Consider the following 24,094-nt stretch of genomic DNA (forward strand, 5'->3'; position numbering starts at 1 on the left):
TCTCTGAAATCAGTTACTTATAGACTTATAAGAAGAATTGCAAAAAGTCAACTAAAGAATGTTTACAGGGAGAAAACTATTTCAAATTCCCAGAGTTTCTTTTACGAAAGGAATGGTGATTTTTCGTTGGGCTGCAAGTGAGGCGATATCCAGCTGGTCAAGGATATTCAGCAAATCATGTAAATTTCTTGTACATCGTTTAATTAAAAACAAGGCTACACTGTCTTTAAGCTGGAATCCTTTTTTCTCAGCGCCCTGTTGCAAAATCTTTATTTTCAAATCATCATTCAGCTCTTCCAAATGATAAGCTACTCCCCAGGCCAGACGGGAGCGCAGATCGGGCAGGCTGATAGCTGAAGCAGCGGGAGACGCTTGACTTGAAATGAGAAGACAAGACTCATTGTCGCGAATTTTATTAAATAAATGGAATATAGCTTCTTCCCAGATACTGTCATTGGCAATTTCATTTATATCGTCAATTGCAATTAACTGCTGCTGTTCCATTCCCTCAAGACAGCCTGGCCCCCAGGCTTTTAAAAGGCTTAATGGAAGATAGGCGGCGCTAAGATTCCGGCTGCTGGCCATTTGGCAGCAGGCTTGCAGCAGATGGGATTTCCCGCTTCCGGGTTCTCCCCAGATAAACAGATAGGGCTCGGTTTTATTTGTAAAAAGAGTTTGAATTTGAAGTTCCAGCAAGCGATTAGTACCCCAGAAAAACTCCGAGAGCTTGGCATCATAGTTCTGTTGAATTTCAAATACTAACTGACGGCTCATTGACTGGTTTGGCTAATTGACAGGGCTTTCCGTCCCCAGGTCCACACATAATCAATATATGTTGCCGCTGTAGTAACGGCGGTAAGCAGAATCAAACTGAAAAGAACATAGGGTGAAAACTCAAAAAAGGCCAGTTGAAACAGGCAAAGAGTAACCAGCAGCAATTGCAGGCCGGTATTGAATTTGCTAAGCCGTGTGGGTTCAAAATTAATCGGCTTACTTATGAGCAGATACCAGGCTAATACACCAAAGGAAATAGTCAAATCTCTTAAAAAAACCAAAATAACCAGCCACCAGGGCAGACTTTCCAATAAAGCCAGTGAGATAAAACTGGAGGCAACCAGTAATTTATCGGCCAGTGGATCAATAAACGAACCTAATGGCGTTGACCAGTTATAATGACGCGCAAGCCAGCCGTCCAGCCCGTCAGTAAGACCGGCTAGCATAAAAATATAAAAAGCCTCCACGAATTCACCGACGTATAGATGCCATAAAAAAGGCAGAATTAACACCAGGCGACCGAGGGTTAGCACGTTGGGTATATGTCTCAGAATCGGATGTGACACGCTATTTCAAAATGCTCCTGTATGATTTGGGAGACCAGGCTCTCTGACAAGTGTATACAATACCATAGCTGCTGTCACCTGCTGAGACAGTTTAGTCAAGCAGTGGATTCGGAACACTGTAATAAATACATTCATTCACTGGAGCTGGTAATAAGTTTAAACTCAGGCGTTTCTTTATAAGCCATTTAACAGAGAACAAATGGGTATGAACCCTAAGCTTTAATCCCGGAAAGGCCTCGGTGGTTCCCGGCAGGATTTCGAGCAGCTTCTTTTTGATAATTTTCCAGAAAACTGCAGGATTAAGCTGATAATCATGGGAAAAGGCTTTAATCAATAACTGCAAATGATTTAAAAAAATGGTGCTGATAAACTGCTGTATCATCTCTGAACCCTCCGGGGTCTCGGCTATTGTTTGACGCTGAACTCTTTTAAAAATAATTCCCTTGGGGATATGGTTATCAAGGATAAGCAGAAGGTCTGCGGACGCAAATAGCAGAATAGTTCCCTGTTCAACCAATAATCTGATGAAAGTCGTGAGGAACTTCTGACTATACTGTTCAAAAAAAGCGATGGGCGAGAGCGAACTGCCAGCCACTATTTCACTGATTAACTTTGAACCGCTTCCCGGGCAGCGATTAAGCAAAGCATAAAATGGAACGGCCATTTGATGTTTTTTTAAGAAATCCAGGGGGGATTGAAATAGCATTGGCTTGAGTAGATGAAGCTCTTTTCGAAATAATTCTTCTTCAGACATACAGTCTGTGACAAATACACCTTCCTCAAATTGATTCACCTGAGCAAGCACTGCCTGTAAAGTCCTGTCATTTGAATAAGAGGAGGCCGGGCGGTCTGACAAAGGTAACTGCAATTCGGCTGTACCTCGTTTCACAGGAGCCATGCAGGAAAGAGACATTAGTGGTTTTACCTGCTGATGATGGGGAATAAGTAATAAATCATTCTGATCGATTAAATGGCTAAACCTGGATTGAATCAGATTTCGCCATTGCCAGGGATGGACAGGAACAGGCAGGTAATCTGACGCGTTCCGCTGCATCATATATAATTTATCTTGCCAGCGTTTATATTCATCAGGGAAGCAGGTCTGTATTTCTCTTTGATAAGTGAGAGAAGCCTGTTTCTCCATTGTAATGGTTTGGCTGTGATGTAAAGCACACCAGTGCAGACTTATCCGGGAATTGAATTGCGGCGCATACTGCAATACCTCACGTCTTTTAAATGCGTCAGGAATAAATTGCTCAGGTTCTAACAAGTCATAGGGCGCGGCCCATTGTGCAAGAAATAACAATAAATCATGCGCATTACCTATTTTCAAAAGCCAGGACCAGAAACTGGAGGCACTTCCCATTTCACAACTTAACTCCTTCTGCCAGCGTTGTTCATAAAGAAGCATCATTGCCTTGTTAGCGATAAAATGATCCACCTCAGCAAGCAGTTTGGGCCACTGGAAGAAATAACTCTGAGGGTTTTTCTGTAGCTGACTTTCTTTAAGCTGTACTACAAAATCATGCGCCTCATGACTCAGAATGTCTGAAGCCAGATTTTCTGACGCAGCCATTTGACGCAGTTGCTGAAGGCATACACTTTGCGCTCTGGAAATGGCCGTTTCTACCTGCTGGTGTGAGCAGGCAATCCCCATTTCAAACAGAAGAAAGCGTAATTGATGCGTTAAGCCGTGATAATCACCGTAAGCGAGGGCCATAACTGTCTCTGCAAGTTAACTATTAGAATAAATATAAATGATAATCATTCTCATTTGCAAGATAATCATGAGTAAACCTGATCGATTTTCTGGAATATTAATTCTGTGGAGAGATTTTTAAGTTAAATTGAGCTAATCATGCAGCCTCGCCAGAGGCTGTTGTTTATTTGGGAAGGAACAGAATAGGTTTAGTCTTCTCTTGGCCGGTAAATTACCGCAATATTTCCAATCAGCTGGACCAGTTCAGCATGGAGAGTTTCGCAAATTTCCGTGAACATCGGCTGACGGTCTTCTTTTTCAACGCCATAGATTTTGACTTTGATTAACTCATGCGCCTGCAAGGCAACATTTGTTTCATCGATAACTGCCTGCGTTAAGCCTTTTGCCCCGATTTGAATAACCGGCTTCAAATGATGTGCCTTTGCTTTTAAAGATTGCCTGAATGCGGTGTCCATTGTGGATCCTGATTAAAAAAACTTCAGATTATTGCACGTTTCACTGGGAAAAAATAGGAATTTTGAGTATCATGAAGCATTCTATGTTTAAAAAATAAGTTTATGCCTCGTTCCAAAAGTAGTAAGCGTTGGTTACAAGAGCATTTTGACGATTTCTATGTCAAAAAAGCGCAAGCAGAAGGTTATCGTAGCCGTGCTGTATATAAATTGAAAGAAGTTGACGAGCGAGAGCATTTATTGCGGTCCGGGATGACTGTGGTTGATCTTGGAGCTGCACCCGGCGGCTGGACCCAATATATTAGTCAGAAATTAAACGGTAAAGGCAACATTATTGCGCTGGACATATTACCAATGGATCACCTGGCCGATGTTACTTTTATTCAAGGCGATTTTCGAGAAGATGAGGTTCTGCAGCAATTACTCGCTTTAATCCCGGAGCGGAGTGTGGACTTGCTTTTATCCGATATGGCCCCAAATATGAGTGGAAGCTATGCGATTGATATTCCCAAGGCCATGTATCTGGCTGAACTGGCATTCGATTTTGCTGATAAAATGCTCAAGCCAAAGGGCGCTATGCTTATGAAAGTGTTTCATGGAGAAGGCTTTGATGAACTGGTAAAGCAAATAAGACAAAAATTTGGAAAAGTAGCAATCCGAAAACCAGCGGCTTCGCGATCACGATCTCGTGAGACCTATTTGCTGGCTAAGGACTATAATTTATAGTAAGTTAATCGTTCTGACGTCGTAGAATAGTTCTTACATATCAGGCAGGATGACAGAGGTTTTGCCGCTGCCTTAACTGGAACTAAAGATACGCCCTTAATAGAGGTAAATGCTTTGAACGACATGGTAAAAAATTTATTTCTGTGGCTTGTTATTGCCATTGTGCTGGTCTCTGTATTCAGTAATTTTGGTCCTCGACATGCTGCGGCTGAGAAAATCTCTTACAGCCAATTTCTAACAGAAATTGACCAGGGCGCAGTCAATGCGGTTACGATTGAAGACAACAAGATTATTAAAGGGGTTACCAAAAATAACCGCCGCTTCGTTACGTATATGCCCATGACGGATAATGCTTTACTAGGTCAGTTACTGAAAAATAAAGTAGATATTAGCGGTCAGGAGAAACAACAGGAAAGCTTCCTGCTGCATATTTTCATTAACTGGTTCCCCATGCTGCTTTTAATAGGTGTATGGATATTTTTCATGCGCCAGATGCAAGGGGGCGGAGGCCGCGGGGCCATGTCTTTTGGCCGTTCACGCGCACGCCTGCTCGGTGAAGATCAGGTTAAAGTGACTTTTGCTGATGTCGCCGGTGTCGACGAAGCCAAGGAAGAAGTGAAAGAACTGGTTGATTTCCTTCGTGATCCAAGCAAATTCCAGAATCTGGGTGGACGTATTCCCCGCGGTGTGCTGCTGGTGGGCCCTCCTGGAACTGGTAAAACCCTGCTGGCCAAAGCGGTGGCGGGTGAAGCAAAAGTTCCATTCTTCACAATTTCGGGTTCTGATTTTGTTGAAATGTTTGTCGGGGTAGGGGCTTCCCGGGTTAGAGATATGTTTGAGCAAGCCAAAAAGCATGCCCCCTGTATTATTTTTATTGATGAAATTGATGCCGTGGGACGGCATCGCGGAGCCGGCCTTGGCGGCGGCCATGACGAGCGCGAACAGACATTAAACCAGCTGTTGGTTGAGATGGACGGCTTTGAAGGAAATGAAGGGGTTATTATTGTTTCTGCGACCAATAGGCCTGACGTTCTGGATCCTGCACTGCTAAGACCTGGTCGATTTGATCGCCAGGTTGTGGTTCCTTTACCCGATATTCGTGGGCGCGAGCAAATTTTGAAAGTTCATCTGCAAAAAGTCCCGATTGAAAAAACGGTAGATATTTTACCTATCGCTCGGGGAACTCCAGGTTTTTCTGGAGCTGATCTGGCAAATCTGGTTAATGAGGCTGCTTTGTTCGCCGCACGCTCCAATAAACGCAAAGTAGGCATACTGGAGCTCGATAAAGCCAAAGACAAAATTATGATGGGTGCTGAGCGCCGTTCAATGGTAATGGATGAGAACGAGAAGAAGCTCACCGCTTATCATGAAGCAGGTCATGCCATTGTTGGTCTGTTGGTTCCTGAGCATGATCCTGTTTATAAGGTGACCATTATTCCGCGCGGAAGAGCATTGGGAGTGACTATGTTCCTTCCCGAACAAGATCGTTATAGCCATAGCAAGCGGCGTCTCGAGAGCCAGTTATCCAGTTTATTTGGTGGACGAATCGCAGAAGAGTTGATTTTTGGCGCTGACAGTGTAACCACTGGTGCTTCAAACGACATTATGCGTGCTACCGAAATCAGCCGCAAGATGGTCACCAGCTGGGGGCTTTCTGCTTTAGGTCCGCTTACGTTTGGCGAAGAAGAAGGCGAAGTGTTCCTCGGACGCAGTATGTCACAACGTAAAGAGATGTCTGATAACACTGCTCATCAGATCGATGAGGAAGTTCGACAGATTATTGATAGAAATTATCAACGTGCTAAAGAGATTCTCACAGCTAACCTTGATAAATTGCATTTGATGGCGGACGCTTTAATTAAGTTTGAAACAATTGATTCCAATCAGATAGCAGAAATTATGGCAGGTCATGAGCCGTCTCCTCCTGAGGATTGGACTGGTCAAAAACCGGATCCCAATGCGTCGCCCTCTCTGGATCAAAAAATCAATGGCAAGCAGGTTGATCATCCAGCTGAAGGACATTAGCGTAACAAAGCTTCCAATGGTAGTCGCTATTGGAAGCCTACTTGGTTTATTCTCCAGGCATTCAAATATTCAGGACTAAATTGAACAATCAGCAATTCAAATTCTGGTGTGAAAATCATCCCGCCTCCATTGATCCTGTTTTCCAGGCACTGGTGATGGGGATTGTGAATGTGACACCTGATTCCTTTTCAGACGGCGGTCAATATAATGATTTGCCTAAAGCACTTTCGCATGCCCTTCAGCTAATAGATGACGGGGCAGACATTATTGATATTGGTGGTGAATCTGTCAGACCCGGTGCGATAGCTATAAGCGAACAGGAGGAGCTGAGTCGTGTGATACCGCTTATCGAAGCACTTCGCAACGAGAGCGATATCTGTATTTCTATCGATACTACCAAAACCGGGGTTATGAAAGAGGCTATACGTGCAGGGGCGGGCTTGATTAATGACATTAATGCCCTGCAGGATGAATCAGCCCTGGCGTTTGTGGCATCAACAGACACTCCGGTTTGTCTGATGCATATGCAAGGCACACCCATGACCATGCAAGTCAATCCACATTACAATCAGGATGTAGTCGATGAAATTAATGAATTTCTGGCAAAACGTATACAAGCCTGCATCTCAGCAGGAATAAAACCAGAACGAATGATTGTCGATCCGGGCTTCGGTTTTGGTAAAAAAGTGGAACATAATTTACAGATAACTAAACAATTAAGCCGTTTTCGGATACACCAGCGACCTGTACTTTTAGGTGTATCCCGAAAAACCACTATTGGCAAAGTTTTAAATAAGAATGTCGATGAACGACTAATTGGAAGCCTGGTTTTATCTGCAGTCGCTATAGAACAGGGTTTAGGCATTATCAGGACACACGATGTAGCAGAAACAAAACAGGTAATAACTATGATGCAGGCTATCCATAAATCCTGTGGCGATACTAACAAATTGAGGACTTAAAGATGGATCAACGAAAATATTTTGGAACGGACGGTATCCGTGGGCAGGTTGGTTTATCAAATGTAAATCCAGAATTTATGTTAAAGCTTGGTTGGGCCGTAGGGCGTGTTTTGGCGAATGGCCATCGAAAACATGTATTGATTGGTAAAGATACCAGAATTTCCGGTTATATGCTGGAATCCGCATTGGAAGCCGGACTGGCTGCTGCTGGTGTGGACATCAGCCTGGTGGGGCCGATGCCTACTCCTGCTGTGGCTTATTTGACCCAGACTTTACGTGCGAATGCCGGAATTGTTATCAGTGCCTCACATAATCTATTTGAAGATAACGGGATTAAATTTTTCGCAGCTGATGGAAGTAAATTACCGGATGCGATGGAACTGGCGATAGAGAGAGAATTGGAAAAGCCGCTCACCACAGTTAGTTCTGTAAAACTTGGTAAAGCAAAACGGATTAGTGATGCGCCTGGACGTTATATTGAATTTTGCAAATCGACTATTCCTTCCTTAACCAGACTGTCTGGCTTAAAAATTGTCGTCGATTGCGCAAACGGTGCGACATATCATGTTGCACCGAATGTATTCACGGAACTTGGTGCGCAGGTGACTGCAATTGCCGATAATCCGGATGGATTTAATATTAATCAGAACTGTGGTTCCACCTCGCCGGAAATGTTACGCCAATGGGTCCTGAAAACAGAGGCTGATATAGGTATCGCTCTCGATGGAGACGGCGATCGTCTCATCCTCATTGATTCCAGGGGAAATATCATCAACGGAGATCAGGTATTATATATTATTACCAAAGACAGGTTTCAACGGGGCATTCTTCATGGTGGCGTAGTCGGAACTTTAATGAGTAACTACGGATTAGAAAAAGCGATTTCGAATCTGAACATCCCATTTTTAAGGACCAAAGTTGGGGATCGTTATGTTTTGGAAACCTTAAAAGAGAAAGATTGGCGAATTGGTGGAGAATCTTCCGGTCATATCGTTTGTCTGGATAAAACTACGACTGGCGACGGTATAATTGCTGCTCTGCAAGTTCTTGCCTGTATGGTTAAGCAGGGCAAATCTCTCTCAGAACTTACCGAGGGGATAACCCTGCTACCCCAGACCCTAATCAATATCAAGACAGAACACGCAACGGAATTACTTGAAGATCAGAGAGTCCAGGCATCTGTGCGTGCCTTGTCTGAAAAGCTAGGCAATGACGGCCGCGTTTTATTGCGCCCCTCCGGTACTGAACCATTACTGCGGGTGATGGTAGAGGGATTGGATCAGGATGAAGTTCTTGTACAGGCAGAGCAACTTCGAGATAATATCGTCACTATCGAGCAGGGTCTGCGCTGATCTTCTCTCCTGCATACCGCGGATTTATCTTCGCCTAAGTACTGCGGCTTTACCGCAGTACCCAAGGCATATAAAAGGCGTTATTGTCTTGCCAGAGTGTTAGCCAACTCAAAATCCTCCTGCAGGGAATGTACTGTGGAGGTGGACTTATAAAAAACACTTTGATAAAAAGAAGATTTATTTTCCGAGAAGCAATTCCATAAAGCAGTACTCACTTTTGCAGCCCATTGTGAAAGGATCCAGAATCCACGGTGCTCATAAAGGCTTTGATAGCGTGGATCAGAAAGGTAGTTTCTGATCAACTGTACACTAGTGTTAGCATTTTGAGCAGGCTGTTTTTGCAGTTGGTGCGCCAGATCAGCACAGAGTTTGGCTTCACGAGAATATTTTCTATTTAATAAACTATCCAGTTGTGATTGCAAAATGGGATGAAATTTCCCTTTTTCCTGCAAGTTTGGTTCAACAGGAGGTTTGAAACTAAGTAGAACAGACCACTGTTCGCTAGGATTTTCACATAAGGATTTATATTTATAAAGTAAACTGTAAGGAGCGGATGGAGGCGGTTCGTTCATCTCAAAAAGAATGTCTTTCAGTAACTGATACATTTGCCGTTTGGTCGCTTCATTGACATGCTGCTGCTGCAAACACATGAACAGCTTAACATACCAACTATTCAAATCAGCGGGCAATTGCTGAAGTTTGACGATAATTTTGCTGTTCCAGTATTGCAATTTACCCAAGTGTAAATCCATTGTACTCGCACGTCGCATGCGAGCATTCGTCAATGCAGCATCAAGAGTTTCCTGTGGTTTTGTACTGAGTTCATGAGGCTTTATCGTAGTTTGTAACAATTTTAGCTCAAGCGATAAGCTGGCAATATGTGTATCCAGTTCTTGAGGATCAATCGGATGTTGATCAAGCCTTAACAGTTCATTTTCAAGCTGCGCTAATTTATCTAAAGTATTGGTTTGAACTGTCCTGATTCCTTCTATCTGTTGACTCATCTGCCTGAGAAGACCAAACTCCGCAAGTAAATTCTGGCATTTACTTGATAACTGCGCTAATCGAATGAGTTCATTCTGCCGTCCTGCCGATTCTTCTTTCAAGACTGCCAATTCGCGTGCCGGTGGAACAAAATCTTCAGGGAGGCCACTAAATACATGGCTAGCTTCCAGGCTGCTGAGTTCTTTTTTTGCCTCTATAAACTGGGGAAGCAAAGCAATAATTTGGGAATGTCTACTGCAGGCTCGCTCTAATTCCGGAAGAATTTTGTCTAACTCAATTAATAGTGACACGCTTGAAACAGGTTCTCTGGCAATGAAGCCGGGAATAAAACCCTGGATTGCATTAATGATTAGATTGATTGCATCAGATGAGAGGTGATGCTTAGGGTTATCAACCCACTCGCGCGAATTATCTGATAAAAGCTTTTTGGTATCATCCAGTATTTCACTCAGTTGCGCCAATTGGTAAGCTGCATTGTCCTTATCATGAAGAAGTTCAAGGTACTCAAGCTCGCTCTGTTCGCGAGTCAGCTCCTCATTATGGTCCTCAGGATTGGCCAAATAAAAAGCCAAAGCGCTGGGCCAATAGGAATTAAGATAAGAAACTCTGCTTTGTCTATCCTTTAGTAAATCTTCTATATTTGAGGTTGCAGAATAAAGATCATCAAGTTCCCTGGTATTAACAAGCTTGCTTTCATTTATCTGCCTGCCAATGGCAGTTACGGTATCTTCCAAAAACAGAATCTTCTTTTGCAAATCCTGAATCTCAGCAACAAGGCCATTTTTTGAAACGGTGTCAATAAGTTGCGTTTTGCTTGATGATAACTGCTGAAGAATAGCATGCAAGCGTTTGGAGTCACTTAAAGAATTAGCGGCAAAAAGCGATGCATGTTTAATCGTGGTGGAAGTTGTGAAAATAACATTAAGTGCATTAAGCTTTTGAATTGCCTCATCCCTAAGGAGAAGCTTCTCACCAACAATAACCTGATGATTTTGAAGTAAAAGGCGCTGATATTCGTCCCGTGTGGAAATAAAAAACTGGCGGATAATCGGTTCGTCGCCATCGTTTGCCCGGGGCAAAGCAGACGAGGGAGAGCCTTCACAGGCTTTCAGAAGCTCAGGGGAGTGGGCATCAATTCTCTTTCGAACGTCTGCCTCTTCTTTGAGCAGAGAGTTTAACCTGGGCTCCAATGATAATTTTTGGTGATATAATTCTTTGACTTGCTGGGCCAGCAGCTGACGATTTAACTCCCTTGTCTTAAGCTCGTTGACTTTAAGATAGAATTTATAAATGTTTGTGATTATCTGCCATTGGACTTCTATCTCAGAATCAATTGCCAATGGTTTTGAAAATAAATCCTGGCAGGAGTGAAGCAGTTTTCCTAGTTCCAGAACATTAATCGGATGCTCCAGCATGGAAAGCCGCCGGGCAAGATCAATAATTCGATTCTTCATAACCTGTCCTCCCTGAACAAAGTACGTAAGATGAGAAGAATTAGAACAAATTTAATGAAAATTGGCAATAATAGCCAGTACTTTTGAAAAAATAGCCGGAAGGACTTCAATAGCTGCGAGGAAATTAAACTGATCATGAGAGAATAAAGAAAATATAGATGAAATGTTTTGATTAAGTGCTTTGTCTAAGGTATAGTCGCAAAATTAGATTCGAGGTTCGCATGCGAAAAAAAATAGTAGCTGGCAATTGGAAGATGAATGGTCAAATTGATCAAATCAGATCTCTTCTTCAGGCTATTTTGCATGGGTTGCCAAAAGATTTGACAGTTGATTGCGTATTGATGCCATCAATGCTGCATTTACCCCTGGTAAGCGAGATTCTAAAATCCAGCCCGGTTCATTTGGGAGCCCAGAATGTGTATCCAAAGGACTCTGGGGCCTATACGGGTGAAGTTTCAGCTGCTATGGTAAAAGAGTACAACTGCCGATATGCAATGGTAGGGCATTCGGAGCGACGAAGATTTTTTTCGGAAAGTGAAAAATTTGTTGCAGAAAAATTCCACCATGTAAAAGATCATGATATGATACCGATTCTTTGTGTGGGCGAGACCTTAAGCGAACGAGAAGATGGTCTTACAGAGCAAGTAGTTGCCAGGCAAATACGAGCAGTCGCCGACAAAGAACATTGTTTTAAAAATTGCGTAATTGCATATGAGCCAGTTTGGGCTATAGGAACAGGTGTCCCACCTTTACCCGAAGAGGTACAGGAAGTTCACCAGTTTATCAGAGAGTTAGTGGCAGAATACGATAAAGATGCCGCGTCAATGGTAACCATTGCCTATGGCGGAAGTGTTAATGACAAGAACGCAGCATCACTATTCAGCATGTCTGATGTGGATGGCGTTTTGGCAGGTGGTGCATCGCTTAATGCACAACAGTTTGTGGAAATTGTTAAATGTATCAATTAATTTTAATGATTCATGTACTTGTTGCAATTGCTCTGATCGGATTAGTATTAATCCAGCATGGCAAAGGAGCCGATATAGGTGCAGCATTTGGCTCTGGCGCATCGAATACAGTGTTTGGTAGTCAAGGTACTGGCGGTTTCCTGTTCAGGTTTACTGGCGGTCTGGCTATAACATTTTTTATAACCAGTTTGACTCTGTCATATATTGTTTCAATGCAATATCAAAAAGCAGGGCAACAAGTAATACCTCAGCAGACCAGTGTGCAGGAAAACAAAGTTCCCGTGCCGGTTGATAGCAGTAAAAACGAAAAACAATAAACTAACAATGCCGAAGTGGTGGAATTGGTAGACACGCCGTCTTGAGGGGGCGGTGGCGTAAGCCGTGCCGGTTCGAGTCCGGCCTTCGGCACCATTTATCCAAGCGATTTAAATGATGCTATCACAATATTTACCGATATTTGTTTTTATAATTATTGGCTTGATTCTAGGTATCGCAATGATAACTGCGGGTTCGCTGCTATCAAAAAGCAATCCAGACTCAGCTAAGAACTCTCCCTATGAGTGCGGCTTTGATGCCTTTGAAAGCTCTCATATCCCTTTTGATGTAAGATTTTATCTAGTTGCTATACTATTTATTATCTTTGATTTGGAAACCGCGTTTTTCTTCCCCTGGGCTTTAGTGTTGCGCAAGATAGGCTGGTTTGGTTTTCTCTCAATGGCAATTTTTCTGGGACTTCTGGTCATTGGATTTATTTATGAGTGGAAACGTGGGGCGCTAGAATGGGAATAGTATTCCCGCAGGGCATACAAATCTTGAATCTTGGTTAGGAATAATAACAATATTCGTTCAATATAGAACAGAACGTTTTGTTTCTTATTATTTCCATACTTTTCAGAGGCTTATATATGGCTGCTGCAGAATTGCAAAAAAGTGGTTTCATTACAACCAGTGTCGATAAATTGTTAGGTTGGGCGCGAAGCGGTTCAATGTGGCCAATGACCTTTGGACTGGCCTGTTGTGCCGTAGAAATGATGCATGTGGGAGCTGCCCGTTACGATCTGGACCGCTTCGGTATCATTTTCAGACCAAGCCCTCGTCAATCGGATGTAATGATTGTTGCGGGTACTTTATGTAACAAAATGGCCCCTGCATTGCGCAAGGTCTACGATCAGATGCCTGAGCCGCGCTGGGTGATCTCAATGGGATCCTGTGCCAATGGTGGAGGCTATTATCATTATTCCTATTCTGTTGTCCGCGGTTGTGACCGTATAGTTCCAGTAGATATCTATGTTCCTGGCTGCCCTCCAACTGCAGAAGCGCTTCTCTATGGGATTATCCAGCTGCAGAATAAGATAAGACATAAAACAATCATTGAAGCTTAAGGGCAGGTAGATAGCAAAATGACAAAATTAACCCGCTTGGTTGAACTCATTGAAAATGAACTGAAAGGTATGACAGAGTCTGTTACTCTTGCCTACGATGAAGTAACGATAGAATGCCAGGCAGCCCACATTCGCAAAGCGCTTACTCAATTACGCAATTATGAAGAATTTGCATTTGATGAGCTAATTGATGTTTGCGGTGTTGACTATCTCGATTATGGACGTTTTGACTGGGAAACTGAGGCAGCTACTGAGAAAGGTTTCTCCAGAGCAGTTGAGCCACAGGAAGAGCGGATTGGTGTTTGGGAAAGGCCACGTTTTGCAGTTGTCTATCATCTTCTGTCTACAATTCATAATCAGCGGCTTCGAGTGAAGGTATTCCTGGAAGAAAGCCACTTGATCATCCCTTCAGTACATGATCTATGGAAGTCCGCCAACTGGTTCGAAAGAGAAACCTATGATTTATACGGTATTCTGTTTGAGAATCATCCGGATTTACGACGAATTCTTACCGACTATGGTTTCATTGGCCATCCCTTCAGAAAAGACTTCCCGGTGAGTGGTCACGTTGAAATGCGCTATGATGCGCATTTGGAAAAGGTTATTTATGAGCCCGTGGATGTTGAACCACGTGTTATCATACCTAAAGTAATACGCGATGATAATCGATACATTGACACTCCGGGGATGAGCCACCATGATTGAGCTAAAGAACTATACTCTGAATTTTGGTCCCCAACATCCTGCAGCGCACGGTGTGCTGCGTCTGGTAATGGAACTGGAGGGGGAAACAATTGTCAGAGCCGATCCGCATATAGGATTGCTGCATAGAGCAACTGAAAAGCTAGCCGAGACCAAGCCTTACCTGCAAAACATAGGTTATATGGATCGTCTGGATTATGTTTCCATGATGTGCAATGAACATGCCTATGTAATGGCCATTGAAAAGCTGCTCGGTATTGAAGTACCCATTCGCGCACAATATATCCGTACAATGTTTGATGAGGTAACTCGCATACTGAACCATTTATTATGGCTGGGTGCGGTGGCTCTTGATATTGGAGCAATGACTGTTTTCCTCTATTGCTTCCGTGAACGCGAAGACTTGTTTGACTGCTATGAAGCTGTTTCCGGCGCCCGAATGCATGCCAAATACTATCGTCCAGGCGGCGTAGCCAGAGACTTGCCAGAAAGCATGCCTAAATACAAACCTTCACGCTGGCACAACGAGCGAGAAGTAGAAAAGATGAACAGCAATAGAGAAGGCAGTCTCCTGGATTTTCTATGGAGTTTTACTGAGCGCTTCCCTAAATGCGTTGATGAATATGAAACCCTTCTTACCGATAATCGCATCTGGAAGCAGCGCACAGTCGATATAGGACGGTTTAGTGCTGAGCAGGCGTTGCAATGGGGTTTTACCGGGCCTATGCTGCGTGCCTCCGGTGTTGCCTGGGATTTAAGAAAGAAACAGCCTTATGCTGCATATGACAAGATGGAGTTTGACATTCCCGTTGGAAAAACAGGTGACTGTTATGATCGATATCTGGTAAGAGTTGAAGAACTTCGTCAGTCCAATCGAATTGTCAGACAGTGTATTGAATGGTTAAAAGCAAACCCTGGTCCTGTTCGTGTTCATGATTATAAGGTGACTCCGCCACGCAGGGCAGTGATGAAACATGACATGGAAGCATTAATCCACCATTTTAAACTATTCACAGAGGGCTTTTGCCTGCCGGCAGGCGAAGTCTACTCCGCTGTAGAAGCGCCCAAGGGAGAGTTTGGCATCTATCTGGTTTCCGATGGAGCAAATAAACCCTATCGACTAAAAATCAGAGCGCCAGGTTTTGCTCATTTGGCCAGCTATGATGAAATGGTCAGAGGACACATGCTTGCAGACGGCGTTGCCATTTTGGCAAGCCAGGATATCGTTTTTGGCGAAATTGATCGATAGCAATCTTGAGTTTACACTATCTTCACTGAAGAGGTGTTACTCTTTGAAATATAGTTAAGGCTAGTTAGTATGTCTGAAAATTCAGGTAAGTTGTTATGTCAACTGGTTACATCAAAACGAATTGATGAAATTGACCATTGGATAAAAAAGTATCCTGCTGACCAAAAACAATCAGCTGTGATGAGTGCCTTGCGGATTGTTCAGGAAGAACATCAATTCCTAACGCCTGAGCTAATGGATGCAGTGGCTGAATATCTCGATATGCCAGCGATTGCAGTCTATGAGGTGGCAACCTTTTATTCCATGTATGAGCATAAGCCATTAGGGAAACATCTCATTAATGTATGCACCAATATCTCATGCAAATTGCGTGGTTCCGCTGAAGTAGTAGATTACCTGGAATCCAGATTAGGGATTAAACTGGGATCTACGACAGAGGATAAACGCTTTACTTTACGTTCAGTTGAATGCCTTGGGGCTTGTGTGAATGCACCGATGATGCAAATTGGAAAAAATTATCACGAAGACCTGACTACTGAAAAAATTGATCAAATTTTGGAACAATACCAATGAAAGATAGAGGTAGTTGTCATGGTTGAGCAAAATCTAGTCTGTTACCGTACATTTCATTTAGATAAACCTTGGACGCTGAAGGCTTATGAAAGCATTGGCGGCTATAGTGTATGGCGAAGAATTCTGGCTGAAAAAATACCTCCTCAGCAGATCATTGAAGAATTAAAAACATCGGCTTTACGTGGAAGAGGCGGCGCAGGATTTCCTACAGGACTCAAATGGAGTTTCATGAACCGCAATGCCCCGGTGCAAAAGTACGTCGTGTGCAATTCGGATGAAGGCGAGCCAGGTACCTGCAAAGACCGTGAAATTCTTAGCAGAAATCCACATCAGCTCATTGAAGGCATGGCTATTGCTGGTTATGTCATGGGTGCAACGGTTGGTTATAACTATATCCGGGGAGAGTTCTGGCTGCCATTTGAACGAACTGACCATGCCTTGCATGAAGCCTATGAGGCTGGTTTACTCGGTAAAAATATATTGAATAGCGGCGTGGATTTTGACCTTTATAATCACCTGGGGGCAGGAGCCTATATCTGTGGTGAGGAAACGGCATTATTAAACTCACTTGAAGGTAAGAAGGGCATGCCTCGCTTCAAGCCGCCATTTCCAGCGAACTACGGCTTATATGGAAAGCCAACAACAATTAATAACACAGAAACCTTTGCGTCTGTACCAGTAATCCTGGAGAAAGGCGGCGAATGGTTTTTAAAGCTTGGTAAACCAAATAATGGCGGGACGAAATGCTTTAGCGTTAGCGGTCACGTTAATCGTCCTGGAAATTTTGAAATCCCTTTGGGAACTCCTTTTAAAACCCTGCTTGAGCTGGCCGGTGGAGTTACCCAGAACCGAAAAATTAAAGCGGTAATTCCTGGTGGAACCTCGATGAAGGTATTGCCAGGAGATGTAATGATGGAACTTGATATGGACTACGACAGTATTCAGAAAGCAGGTTCAGGCCTGGGATCTGGTGCTGTGATTGTTATGGATGAAACGACCTGTATGGTCGATGCGCTTTACCGTATTTCCGAATTTTATATGGATGAATCCTGTGGCCAGTGTACTCCTTGCCGCGAAGGTACCGGTTGGCTCGTAAGACTCATTCATCGCATACGCCACGGGCATGGAGAGCCTGGTGATATTGAAAAGCTGGCTAATGTTGCTGACAAAATTGAAGGACGTACTATTTGTGCTCTTGGAGAGGCAGCGGCATGGCCTGTTCAAAGTTTTGTTAAACATTTTTATCATGAGTTTGATTATTTCATTAAGCACAAACGCTCGATCGTCGCAGCATAATTGAGAAGGTTTAGACAATGGCAACCATTGAAATTGACGGAAAAACCCTTGAAGCCGATAACGGCAAGATGATTATTGAAGTTGCGGATGAGGCCGGTATTTATATTCCGAGATTCTGCTACCATAAAAAATTATCTGTCGCTGCCAATTGCAGAATGTGCCTTGTAGAAGTAGAGAATGGGCGAAAACCAGTTCCCGCTTGCGCAACGCCTATTACTAATGGAATGAAGGTATTTACCAAATCGGAAGAAGCTGTACGTTCTCAGCAGGCGGTGATGGAATTCTTATTAATTAACCATCCCCTTGATTGTCCTATCTGCGATCAGGGCGGTGAGTGCGAATTACAAGATATATCCATGGGATTCGGTCATGACTCATCAGAATACTCAGAAGAAAAACGCTCGGTAGATGACGACAATCTGGGGCCGCTTATAGCAACAGAAATGACACGTTGTATACATTGCACACGCTGTGTACGTTTTGGCGAGGAAGTGGCGGGCCTTCGCGAACTGGGAGCAACCGGGCGCGGCGAAAAAACTCAGATAGGCACCTACATTCAGCACAGTATCACTTCAGAAGTTTCCGGAAATGTTATCGATTTGTGCCCTGTCGGCGCCTTAACGTCCAAGCCCTATCGATTTACAGCGCGCCCCTGGGAAATGGATCAATATGAGAGCATTGCCCCTCACGATTGCCTGGGTTCCAATGTTTATGTGCATGTTCGACGCAATGAGATAATGCGTGCTGTACCCAGAGAGAATGAAAGTATTAACGAGACCTGGCTTTCTGACAGAGACCGCTATAGCTATCTCGGCTTAAAAAGTCCTAACCGGCTGGCTCAGCCCTTGATCAAGCGTAATGGACAATGGGAACAAACAGATTGGGAAACAGCACTGAAGTTTGCTGCTGAAGGCATTAGCAAACTCATTAAGCAGCATGGTCCTGAGCAATTTGCAGCATTTTCATCTCCATCTAATACTCTTGAAGAGTTATATTTACTGCAAAAACTAATGAGAGAGTTGGGTGTAAACAATCTGGACTATCGTTTGCAGCAGTCAGATTTCCGTGATCAGCATCATTTACCTGCTGTAAAAGCCAATAGTATGAGCTATCAGGAAATTGAGAATGCACAGCACATTCTGTTGGTAGGATGTAATATTGACCGGGAAATTCCATTGGCTGGTCTGCGTGTTCGCAAAGCATTCCGTAACAACGCGAATATCTATGCGATAAACGCAGTAGATTATGAATACCGATTTGATCTGACTGCCAGAAGTATTGTGTCGCCCCAGGAAATACCAATGCAATTGGCTAAACTGGTTAAGCTGATGATTGGTGACAGACCCAATTTATCTCAGGAGATTGAGCGCCTTATTTTAGGATTGGAGCCAGAAGAGAACTTAAGACAAATTGCGAATGGCTTAACTGAAGGGAACTCGGTCATTCTTCTGGGTGCTATTAGCGAAAATCATCCTGAAGCCAGTCTGATAAGAACATTAGTGCATCTGCTTGAAACACATACCTCTGTAAGAGTAATTTGGTTTTCAACTGGTGCGAATGCCGCAGGTGCCCGACTCGCAGGAATGTTGCCTGACAGGACGGTTGCAGGGAAACGAGTAGAGCCTGCGGGTTTAGATGTCCATTTAGCGCTCGAACACAAATTAAAAGGCTATCTCTTGCATGCTGTTGAGCCTGGTTTTGATTTTGCCAATCCATACAGAGCAAGACAGTCTATGCTTGCTGCTGAGTTTGTAGTGATGTTATCTGCATTTGATAACGAATCGATGAGAGATTACTGCAATGTAATTCTGCCAGTAGCCCCTTATGCAGAAACCTCTGGGACATATATTAATGTGGACCATAAATGGCAGACAGTACAGGGTGCCTATGCTCCATTTGGTGAAGCACGCCCTGCCTGGAAGGTTCTGCGGGTATTAGCTAATCTGCTGCATTGTAAAGAATTTAATTATACTTCTTCTGAAGAGGTGATTAATGAAATTCGGCATTTGACTGCAATGATGCCCCAGGAAGAGTACCGTCCTTATTATCCAGAGTCATTACCAGTCGCCGATCATCATTTGACGCGTGTGGGTGAATGGCCGCTGTATAGAAATGATCAGATTGTCAGGAATGCTGAGGCTTTACAATTGTGTGCAGCTGCCGAGTCTGCTTGTATAAGGATTAATCCGATAACAGCCAATCGATTGAAATTAGATGAGTTTGCTACTGTTTCTCAAGATGATATTGAGATAACATTGCCGCTTAAACGCGATGAGAGAGTAGCACCCGATGTAGTATGGGTAGCGAATGCAATGCCAGAGACAGTTGATCTTGGTCATTCATTTGCTGCAATCACTATTAAGCGCTAAACAGGTATAAAAATGCTTCATGATATAGGCATATTGCTGTGGATTGTTATTAAAATCCTGATTATTGTTGTTCCACTTTTAATTGCTGTTGCATATTTAACATATGCCGAACGCAAGGTAATTGGTTATATACAAATCCGTGTAGGCCCGAATCGAGTTGGTTTTAAAGGCTTGCTTCAGCCCTTTGCTGATTTATTCAAATTAATAACCAAAGAAATTATCGTACCAACCAAGTCAAATAAATATTTATTTGTAATTGCACCCTTGTTTGCATTGGTGCCTGCACTGGCTGGATGGGCTGTAATTCCTTTTTCGGAAGGTGTCGTTCTCGCCAATATCAATGCAGGAGTACTTTATCTCTTTGCAATGAGTTCACTCGGAGTGTACGGGGTTCTGATAGCAGGATGGGCATCTAATTCAAAATACGCTATGTTTGGTGCATTGCGCAGTACGGCACAAACGGTTTCCTATGAGATCGCGATGGGTTTTGCTCTGGTTGGTGTTTTGCTGGCATCAGGCAGTATGAATATCACGGAAATTGTAAATTCTCAGCAAGGAGGAATTTACCATTGGTGGTTTATTCCTTTATTACCACTGTTCCTTGTATTCTGGATTTCCGGTATTGCTGAAACTAACCGCGCGCCATTTGATTTGGCAGAAGGTGAATCTGAAATTGTCGCGGGTTTCCATGTGGAATACTCCGGTATTGGCTTTGCTTTATTCTTTCTGTCTGAATACGCCAGTATGATTCTTATTTCCACGGCAATTACATTATTTTTTCTGGGCGGTTGGCTTTCACCATTTGAAGGGCTTCCTGTCCTTGAAGATATCTTCTTAATTGTTCCTGGTTTCGTATGGCTGCTTCTGAAAATTTCGTTTTTCCTTTTTGTTTATCTTTGGGTCAGAGCAACCTTTCCTCGATATCGCTATGATCAGCTGATGCGATTGGGTTGGAAGGTTTTGATTCCAGTAACAATAGTGTGGGTGATGGTTACCGCGTTTATGGTTGTAGCCCAAGTTAAACCCTGGTTTTAATTGTGCAGAGCAAGCTAATGAAAAAAGCATATCAATATTTAAAACATTATATTCGCAGTTTCCTGCTTTTAGAGTTGCTTTCCGGCTTAAAGCTGACAGGTAAATATTTTTTCAAAAAGAAATTTACAGTGCAGTTCCCTGAAGAAGTTACTCCCATTTCGCCGAGATTTCGCGGTATGTTAGCGCTAAGACGCTACCCAAATGGTGAGGAACGTTGCATTGCATGCAAATTATGTGAGGCAGTTTGTCCTGCGTCGGCAATAACTATTGAATCAGAACCAAGAGAGGACGGATCCAGACGTACTACTCGTTATGATATTGACGCGTTCAAATGTATTTACTGTGGTTTGTGTGAGGAGTCCTGTCCTGTTGATTCTATTGTCTTGACGCCGATTCAACACTGGCATGTGGCTGAGCGCGGGCAAAATATTTTGACTAAAGAAAAACTGCTGGCAGTAGGCGACCTGATGGAAAAGCGCCTGGCTGCTGATCGTGAACAAGACAAAGATTACCGATAACGAGGCGCTTCATGCATAACTTAATAGTACCAGTTATTTTCTATGTGTTTGCTGCAATCGCGGTTTTATCCGCGCTGATGGTTATTACCCAGAACAATCCTGTGCGCTGTGTCTTGTTCCTGGTGGTAACTTTCTTTGCCAGCTCAATTTTATGGATCCTCCTTTCTGCAGAGTTTCTGGCTTTGATTCTGGTTTTAGTCTACGTTGGCGCAGTTATGACCTTATTTTTATTCGTCGTGATGATGCTTAACATCGACATTGAATCAATGCGTTCGCACTTTATCCGTTATATGCCTTTCGGACTAATTATTGTTGCATTGCTGGTAGGCTTGCTTTTGGTTGCAGTTCCTGAAAACTGGTATAAAAACGCTGTTGAGCAGACACCAGCAGCCGCAAGTAGTTCCAGTACCACGTACAGCGACGGCGAGGATACGCCTAAAGCCCCCGCCAAACCTTCAAATACAGAAGAGATTGGAATGGCTCTGTTTACTGATTATGTATTTGCCTTTGAAATTGCAGCTGCCTTGTTATTAGTAGCTATTATTTCTGCGATTACCCTTGCGCACCGAGGTGCGGTTCGTTCGAAACGGCAGGATATAACGCGGCAAATCATGACTAGAAAGCAGGATCGCTTAAGTATTGTCTCTATGAAAACAGAAAAATAACCGGGAATTGTCCACATGGTACCAATTAATCATTACCTCATTCTAAGTGCAATTCTATTTGGACTTAGTCTTGTAGGAATCATGCTGAATCGAAAAAACGTTATTCTATTGCTGGTATGCATTGAATTAATGTTGTTGGCAGTAAATACAAATTTCATCGCCTTTTCACATTACTATGGTGGAATTGCCGGCCAGGTATTCGTATTTTTTATTCTTACTGTTGCTGCTGCTGAGGCCGCAATTGGTTTGGCGATCGTGATGTTACTCTACCGCAACAGAGGTAACATTGATGTTGACAAGATGAATCATTTAAAAGGTTAAAAATTGTGAATATTATTCAGCTAAGTCTAATAATTGTTCTGGCGCCATTGGTGGGATGCCTCGTGGCTGGTTTGTTTCGCAATCAGATTGGCCGAATTGGCGCGCACACTGTCACTATAGCCGGTGTCGGTATTTCATTTGTATTGTCTGTTATCGTTGCGACTCAGATTTTTAGTGGAACAGCAGAAATACAGAATCTGAATTTATATACATGGGCAAGCGGTGGGGTATTATTTCCCTATTCATTTCATATTGGTTTCTTAATAGATCCGCTGACATCGGTCATGCTGGTTGTAGTCACCTTTGTCTCTTTACTGGTTCATATCTACTCCATCGGTTACATGGCAGATGATGATGGTTATCAGCGCTTTTTCAGTTACATTTCATTGTTCACATTTATGATGCTGATGCTGGTTACCAGTAATAATTTCCTGCAGCTCTTCTTTGGCTGGGAGGGCGTTGGTCTTGTTTCCTATTTATTAATCGGATTCTGGTATCAAAAAGAATCAGCGATTGAAGGCAGCCTGAAAGCATTTCTGGTCAACAGGGTCGGGGATTTTGGCTTCGTTCTGGGAATTGGCCTGATTTTAGCTTATACCGGCTCGCTGGACTATGAAACAATTTTTGCGAGTGTAAAAGGGCTGACTGCACAAACCATGCAGCTTTATACCGGTCATGACTGGTCCGTATTAACCATTATTTGTTTACTGTTATTTGTGGGTGCAATGGGTAAGTCAGCACAGGTACCATTACATGTCTGGTTACCGGAATCAATGGAAGGTCCGACGCCGATTTCTGCATTAATCCATGCGGCTACGATGGTTACCGCTGGTGTATTTATGATTGCGCGTATTTCACCATTAATTGAATATTCAACTACTGCGCTGACAGTGGTTTTGGTGATTGGGGCGACAGGCGCTTTATTCACCGGTATTCTCGCTATCGTAATGAATGACATCAAGCGAGTGGTCGCTTATTCAACTCTGTCACAATTAGGCTATATGATGGTAGCAATGGGAGCTTCATCTTATAGTGCAGGGATGTTTCACTTGCTTACACACGCATGTTTTAAAGCCTTGCTTTTCCTTGGCGCAGGATCAGTGATTATCGCCATGCATCATGAACAGGATATGCGTAAAATGGGTGGCTTGTGGAAAAAAATGCCAATCACCTATGTAACATTTGTTATTGGCAGTCTGGCATTATGTGCTATTCCTCCTTTTGCAGGTTTTTACTCCAAAGATACTATTATTGAAGCAGCCAAACTTTCTGAAATTCCCGGGAGTGGATATGCCTATTTCTGTGTAAGCCTCGGTGCCATGGTGACTGCTTTATATACCTTCCGCTCCTTGTTTATGACATTTCATGGCAAACCTCGCATGGATAAACACACTGAAGAGCATTTGCACGAGTCTCCATGGGTTGTCTGGTTGCCTCTGGTGATTCTGGCAATTCCCTCTGTCATTATTGGTTATATTCTGTATATGCCCATGCTGTTTGATAGCCCCACATTATTATCTCGTTCACTGTTCGTATTACCTGAACATAATGTAATGGCTGAACTTGCAAAAGAAGTTCACTCTCCCTTACTAAGTGCTTTGGAGGCGCCAATGACCTTGACGTTCTGGCTGACAGTTGCAGGGATTGTGATTGCCTGGATTTGCTATATTGCCTTGCCTTCAATCCCGGGAAAAATTGCTCATACATTCAAGTGGCTTTATAAACTGCTGCTGAACAAATATGGCTTTGATGCCTTCAATGATCTGGTTATTGTCCGCGGTACAAAAGCTTTGGGTCGGTTGTTTTATAATACTGGCGATCAAAAGCTCATTGATGGATTAATCGTCAATGGAACTGGTCAGACAGTTCGCTGGTTTGCTCAGAAGGGACGTGCATTCCAAAGTGGTTACCTTTACCATTATGCTGCAGTTATGGTACTGGGTCTTTTTATTTTCTTATGCTGGCTGCTATTAGGCTAAT

General features: G+C 43.2%; 23 protein-coding genes and 1 tRNA gene. 19 read left to right on the forward strand and 5 right to left on the reverse strand.

Annotated elements, in window-relative coordinates; genetic code table 11:
* Positions 1–81: 81 nt before the first annotated feature.
* The 4 genes from hda to yhbY form a co-directional block, all read right to left on the reverse strand.
* On the reverse strand, positions 82–774 hold the full coding sequence (gene hda / locus LXA66_RS09595; RefSeq protein WP_112219333.1) for a DnaA regulatory inactivator Hda: 693 nt from the start codon (positions 772–774) through the stop codon (positions 82–84).
* Complete coding sequence (locus LXA66_RS09600; RefSeq protein WP_233012971.1) at positions 771–1,340, reverse strand: CDP-alcohol phosphatidyltransferase family protein; 570 nt, start codon at positions 1,338–1,340, stop codon at positions 771–773. Before LXA66_RS09600 ends, hda begins: the two co-directional genes overlap by 4 nt.
* Positions 1,341–1,431: 91 nt before the next feature.
* Complete coding sequence (locus LXA66_RS09605) at positions 1,432–3,060, reverse strand: IucA/IucC family protein (protein ID WP_233012972.1); 1,629 nt, start codon at positions 3,058–3,060, stop codon at positions 1,432–1,434.
* A gap of 188 nt (positions 3,061–3,248) precedes the next feature.
* A complete protein-coding gene (yhbY, locus tag LXA66_RS09610) occupies positions 3,249–3,515 on the reverse strand; it encodes a ribosome assembly RNA-binding protein YhbY (RefSeq protein WP_233012973.1) in 267 nt (88 codons plus the stop codon).
* A gap of 102 nt (positions 3,516–3,617) precedes the next feature.
* Here yhbY and rlmE point away from each other — a divergent pair, with 102 nt between their 5' ends.
* The 4 genes from rlmE (at position 3,618) to glmM (ending at position 8,577) form a co-directional block, all read left to right on the forward strand.
* A complete protein-coding gene (gene rlmE, locus LXA66_RS09615) occupies positions 3,618–4,238 on the forward strand; it encodes a 23S rRNA (uridine(2552)-2'-O)-methyltransferase RlmE (RefSeq protein WP_058507227.1) in 621 nt (206 codons plus the stop codon).
* 123 nt (positions 4,239–4,361) lie between these two features.
* Positions 4,362–6,263 carry an ATP-dependent zinc metalloprotease FtsH gene (gene ftsH, locus LXA66_RS09620; protein ID WP_233012974.1) on the forward strand — a complete coding sequence of 634 codons (1,902 nt, stop codon included), beginning with the start codon at positions 4,362–4,364 and terminating at the stop codon, positions 6,261–6,263.
* Positions 6,264–6,343: 80 nt separating this feature from the next.
* Positions 6,344–7,225 carry a dihydropteroate synthase gene (folP, locus tag LXA66_RS09625; RefSeq protein ID WP_233012975.1) on the forward strand — a complete coding sequence of 294 codons (882 nt, stop codon included), beginning with the start codon at positions 6,344–6,346 and terminating at the stop codon, positions 7,223–7,225.
* Positions 7,226–7,227: 2 nt separating this feature from the next.
* On the forward strand, positions 7,228–8,577 hold the full coding sequence (glmM, locus tag LXA66_RS09630; protein WP_233012976.1) for a phosphoglucosamine mutase: 1,350 nt from the start codon (positions 7,228–7,230) through the stop codon (positions 8,575–8,577).
* 80 nt (positions 8,578–8,657) lie between these two features.
* On the opposite strand, the gene LXA66_RS09635 is transcribed toward glmM, so the two are convergent.
* Positions 8,658–11,036, reverse strand: a complete 2,379-nt coding sequence (locus LXA66_RS09635) for a hypothetical protein (protein WP_233012977.1) — start codon at positions 11,034–11,036, stop codon at positions 8,658–8,660.
* Between the two features lie 221 nt (positions 11,037–11,257).
* Between LXA66_RS09635 and tpiA the strand changes: the two genes are divergently transcribed.
* The 15 genes from tpiA to nuoL all read left to right on the forward strand — a co-directional run bounded on the left by tpiA (position 11,258) and on the right by nuoL (position 24,093).
* Positions 11,258–12,004 (forward strand): triose-phosphate isomerase, encoded by a 747-nt coding sequence (tpiA, locus tag LXA66_RS09640; RefSeq protein ID WP_233012978.1) that lies wholly within the window; start codon positions 11,258–11,260, stop codon positions 12,002–12,004.
* The gene (secG, locus tag LXA66_RS09645; protein ID WP_112219326.1) at positions 11,992–12,321 is read left to right on the forward strand and encodes a preprotein translocase subunit SecG; all 330 of its coding nucleotides are present in this window, start codon (positions 11,992–11,994) and stop codon (positions 12,319–12,321) included. Before tpiA ends, secG begins: the two co-directional genes overlap by 13 nt.
* 9 nt (positions 12,322–12,330) lie before the next feature.
* A tRNA-Leu gene (locus LXA66_RS09650) sits at positions 12,331–12,415 on the forward strand.
* 21 nt (positions 12,416–12,436) lie between these two features.
* Positions 12,437–12,793, forward strand: coding sequence for an NADH-quinone oxidoreductase subunit A (gene ndhC, locus LXA66_RS09655; RefSeq protein WP_058507325.1), 357 nt, complete (start codon positions 12,437–12,439; stop codon positions 12,791–12,793).
* 116 nt (positions 12,794–12,909) lie between these two features.
* Positions 12,910–13,386, forward strand: a complete 477-nt coding sequence (locus tag LXA66_RS09660; RefSeq protein WP_058507233.1) for an NADH-quinone oxidoreductase subunit B family protein — start codon at positions 12,910–12,912, stop codon at positions 13,384–13,386.
* 18 nt (positions 13,387–13,404) lie between these two features.
* Complete coding sequence (locus LXA66_RS09665; RefSeq protein WP_233012979.1) at positions 13,405–14,091, forward strand: NADH-quinone oxidoreductase subunit C; 687 nt, start codon at positions 13,405–13,407, stop codon at positions 14,089–14,091.
* Positions 14,084–15,337, forward strand: a complete 1,254-nt coding sequence (locus LXA66_RS09670) for an NADH-quinone oxidoreductase subunit D (protein ID WP_058507235.1) — start codon at positions 14,084–14,086, stop codon at positions 15,335–15,337. Before LXA66_RS09665 ends, LXA66_RS09670 begins: the two co-directional genes overlap by 8 nt.
* Before the next feature lie 69 nt (positions 15,338–15,406).
* Positions 15,407–15,910, forward strand: coding sequence for an NADH-quinone oxidoreductase subunit NuoE (gene nuoE / locus LXA66_RS09675; protein WP_112219323.1), 504 nt, complete (start codon positions 15,407–15,409; stop codon positions 15,908–15,910).
* A gap of 18 nt (positions 15,911–15,928) precedes the next feature.
* The gene (nuoF, locus tag LXA66_RS09680; RefSeq protein WP_058507237.1) at positions 15,929–17,206 is read left to right on the forward strand and encodes an NADH-quinone oxidoreductase subunit NuoF; all 1,278 of its coding nucleotides are present in this window, start codon (positions 15,929–15,931) and stop codon (positions 17,204–17,206) included.
* A 17-nt stretch (positions 17,207–17,223) separates the two neighbouring features.
* Positions 17,224–19,575, forward strand: a complete 2,352-nt coding sequence (nuoG, locus tag LXA66_RS09685; RefSeq protein ID WP_233012980.1) for an NADH-quinone oxidoreductase subunit NuoG — start codon at positions 17,224–17,226, stop codon at positions 19,573–19,575.
* Between the two features lie 12 nt (positions 19,576–19,587).
* Positions 19,588–20,610, forward strand: a complete 1,023-nt coding sequence (gene nuoH, locus LXA66_RS09690; protein WP_233012981.1) for an NADH-quinone oxidoreductase subunit NuoH — start codon at positions 19,588–19,590, stop codon at positions 20,608–20,610.
* A gap of 17 nt (positions 20,611–20,627) precedes the next feature.
* Entirely contained in the window at positions 20,628–21,128 is a 501-nt protein-coding gene (nuoI, locus tag LXA66_RS09695; protein ID WP_058507240.1) for an NADH-quinone oxidoreductase subunit NuoI, read from the forward strand.
* 11 nt (positions 21,129–21,139) lie between these two features.
* The gene (locus LXA66_RS09700) at positions 21,140–21,793 is read left to right on the forward strand and encodes an NADH-quinone oxidoreductase subunit J (RefSeq protein WP_112219320.1); all 654 of its coding nucleotides are present in this window, start codon (positions 21,140–21,142) and stop codon (positions 21,791–21,793) included.
* A 15-nt stretch (positions 21,794–21,808) separates the two neighbouring features.
* Positions 21,809–22,114: an NADH-quinone oxidoreductase subunit NuoK gene (gene nuoK / locus LXA66_RS09705; RefSeq protein WP_058507242.1), complete on the forward strand. Its 306-nt coding sequence runs from the start codon at positions 21,809–21,811 to the stop codon at positions 22,112–22,114.
* A 5-nt stretch (positions 22,115–22,119) separates the two neighbouring features.
* The gene (gene nuoL, locus LXA66_RS09710; protein ID WP_233012982.1) at positions 22,120–24,093 is read left to right on the forward strand and encodes an NADH-quinone oxidoreductase subunit L; all 1,974 of its coding nucleotides are present in this window, start codon (positions 22,120–22,122) and stop codon (positions 24,091–24,093) included.
* Position 24,094: the final 1 nt, after the last annotated feature.

It is taken from the genome of Legionella sp. 16cNR16C, from assembly GCF_021297775.1.
GTDB classification, from domain to species: domain Bacteria; phylum Pseudomonadota; class Gammaproteobacteria; order Legionellales; family Legionellaceae; genus Legionella_C; species Legionella_C quinlivanii_A.

What these genes read in the sequence shown, in the direction of transcription:
- nuoE (WP_112219323.1), top strand. Translation starts at nt 15,407, where the DNA reads ATGTCTGAAAATTCAGGTAAGTTGTTATGTCAACTGGTTACATCAAAA.
- tpiA (WP_233012978.1), top strand. Translation starts at nt 11,258, where the DNA reads ATGCGAAAAAAAATAGTAGCTGGCAATTGGAAGATGAATGGTCAAATT.
- ftsH (WP_233012974.1), top strand. Translation starts at nt 4,362, where the DNA reads ATGGTAAAAAATTTATTTCTGTGGCTTGTTATTGCCATTGTGCTGGTC.
- nuoH (WP_233012981.1), top strand. Translation starts at nt 19,588, where the DNA reads ATGCTTCATGATATAGGCATATTGCTGTGGATTGTTATTAAAATCCTG.
- LXA66_RS09605 (WP_233012972.1), bottom strand. Translation starts at nt 3,060, where the DNA reads ATGGCCCTCGCTTACGGTGATTATCACGGCTTAACGCATCAATTACGC.
- nuoF (WP_058507237.1), top strand. Translation starts at nt 15,929, where the DNA reads ATGGTTGAGCAAAATCTAGTCTGTTACCGTACATTTCATTTAGATAAA.
- nuoI (WP_058507240.1), top strand. Translation starts at nt 20,628, where the DNA reads ATGAAAAAAGCATATCAATATTTAAAACATTATATTCGCAGTTTCCTG.
- nuoG (WP_233012980.1), top strand. Translation starts at nt 17,224, where the DNA reads ATGGCAACCATTGAAATTGACGGAAAAACCCTTGAAGCCGATAACGGC.
- LXA66_RS09700 (WP_112219320.1), top strand. Translation starts at nt 21,140, where the DNA reads ATGCATAACTTAATAGTACCAGTTATTTTCTATGTGTTTGCTGCAATC.
- glmM (WP_233012976.1), top strand. Translation starts at nt 7,228, where the DNA reads ATGGATCAACGAAAATATTTTGGAACGGACGGTATCCGTGGGCAGGTT.
- ndhC (WP_058507325.1), top strand. Translation starts at nt 12,437, where the DNA reads ATGCTATCACAATATTTACCGATATTTGTTTTTATAATTATTGGCTTG.
- LXA66_RS09670 (WP_058507235.1), top strand. Translation starts at nt 14,084, where the DNA reads ATGATTGAGCTAAAGAACTATACTCTGAATTTTGGTCCCCAACATCCT.
- rlmE (WP_058507227.1), top strand. Translation starts at nt 3,618, where the DNA reads ATGCCTCGTTCCAAAAGTAGTAAGCGTTGGTTACAAGAGCATTTTGAC.
- secG (WP_112219326.1), top strand. Translation starts at nt 11,992, where the DNA reads ATGTATCAATTAATTTTAATGATTCATGTACTTGTTGCAATTGCTCTG.
- LXA66_RS09635 (WP_233012977.1), bottom strand. Translation starts at nt 11,036, where the DNA reads ATGAAGAATCGAATTATTGATCTTGCCCGGCGGCTTTCCATGCTGGAG.
- yhbY (WP_233012973.1), bottom strand. Translation starts at nt 3,515, where the DNA reads ATGGACACCGCATTCAGGCAATCTTTAAAAGCAAAGGCACATCATTTG.
- LXA66_RS09665 (WP_233012979.1), top strand. Translation starts at nt 13,405, where the DNA reads ATGACAAAATTAACCCGCTTGGTTGAACTCATTGAAAATGAACTGAAA.
- nuoK (WP_058507242.1), top strand. Translation starts at nt 21,809, where the DNA reads ATGGTACCAATTAATCATTACCTCATTCTAAGTGCAATTCTATTTGGA.
- LXA66_RS09660 (WP_058507233.1), top strand. Translation starts at nt 12,910, where the DNA reads ATGGCTGCTGCAGAATTGCAAAAAAGTGGTTTCATTACAACCAGTGTC.
- hda (WP_112219333.1), bottom strand. Translation starts at nt 774, where the DNA reads ATGAGCCGTCAGTTAGTATTTGAAATTCAACAGAACTATGATGCCAAG.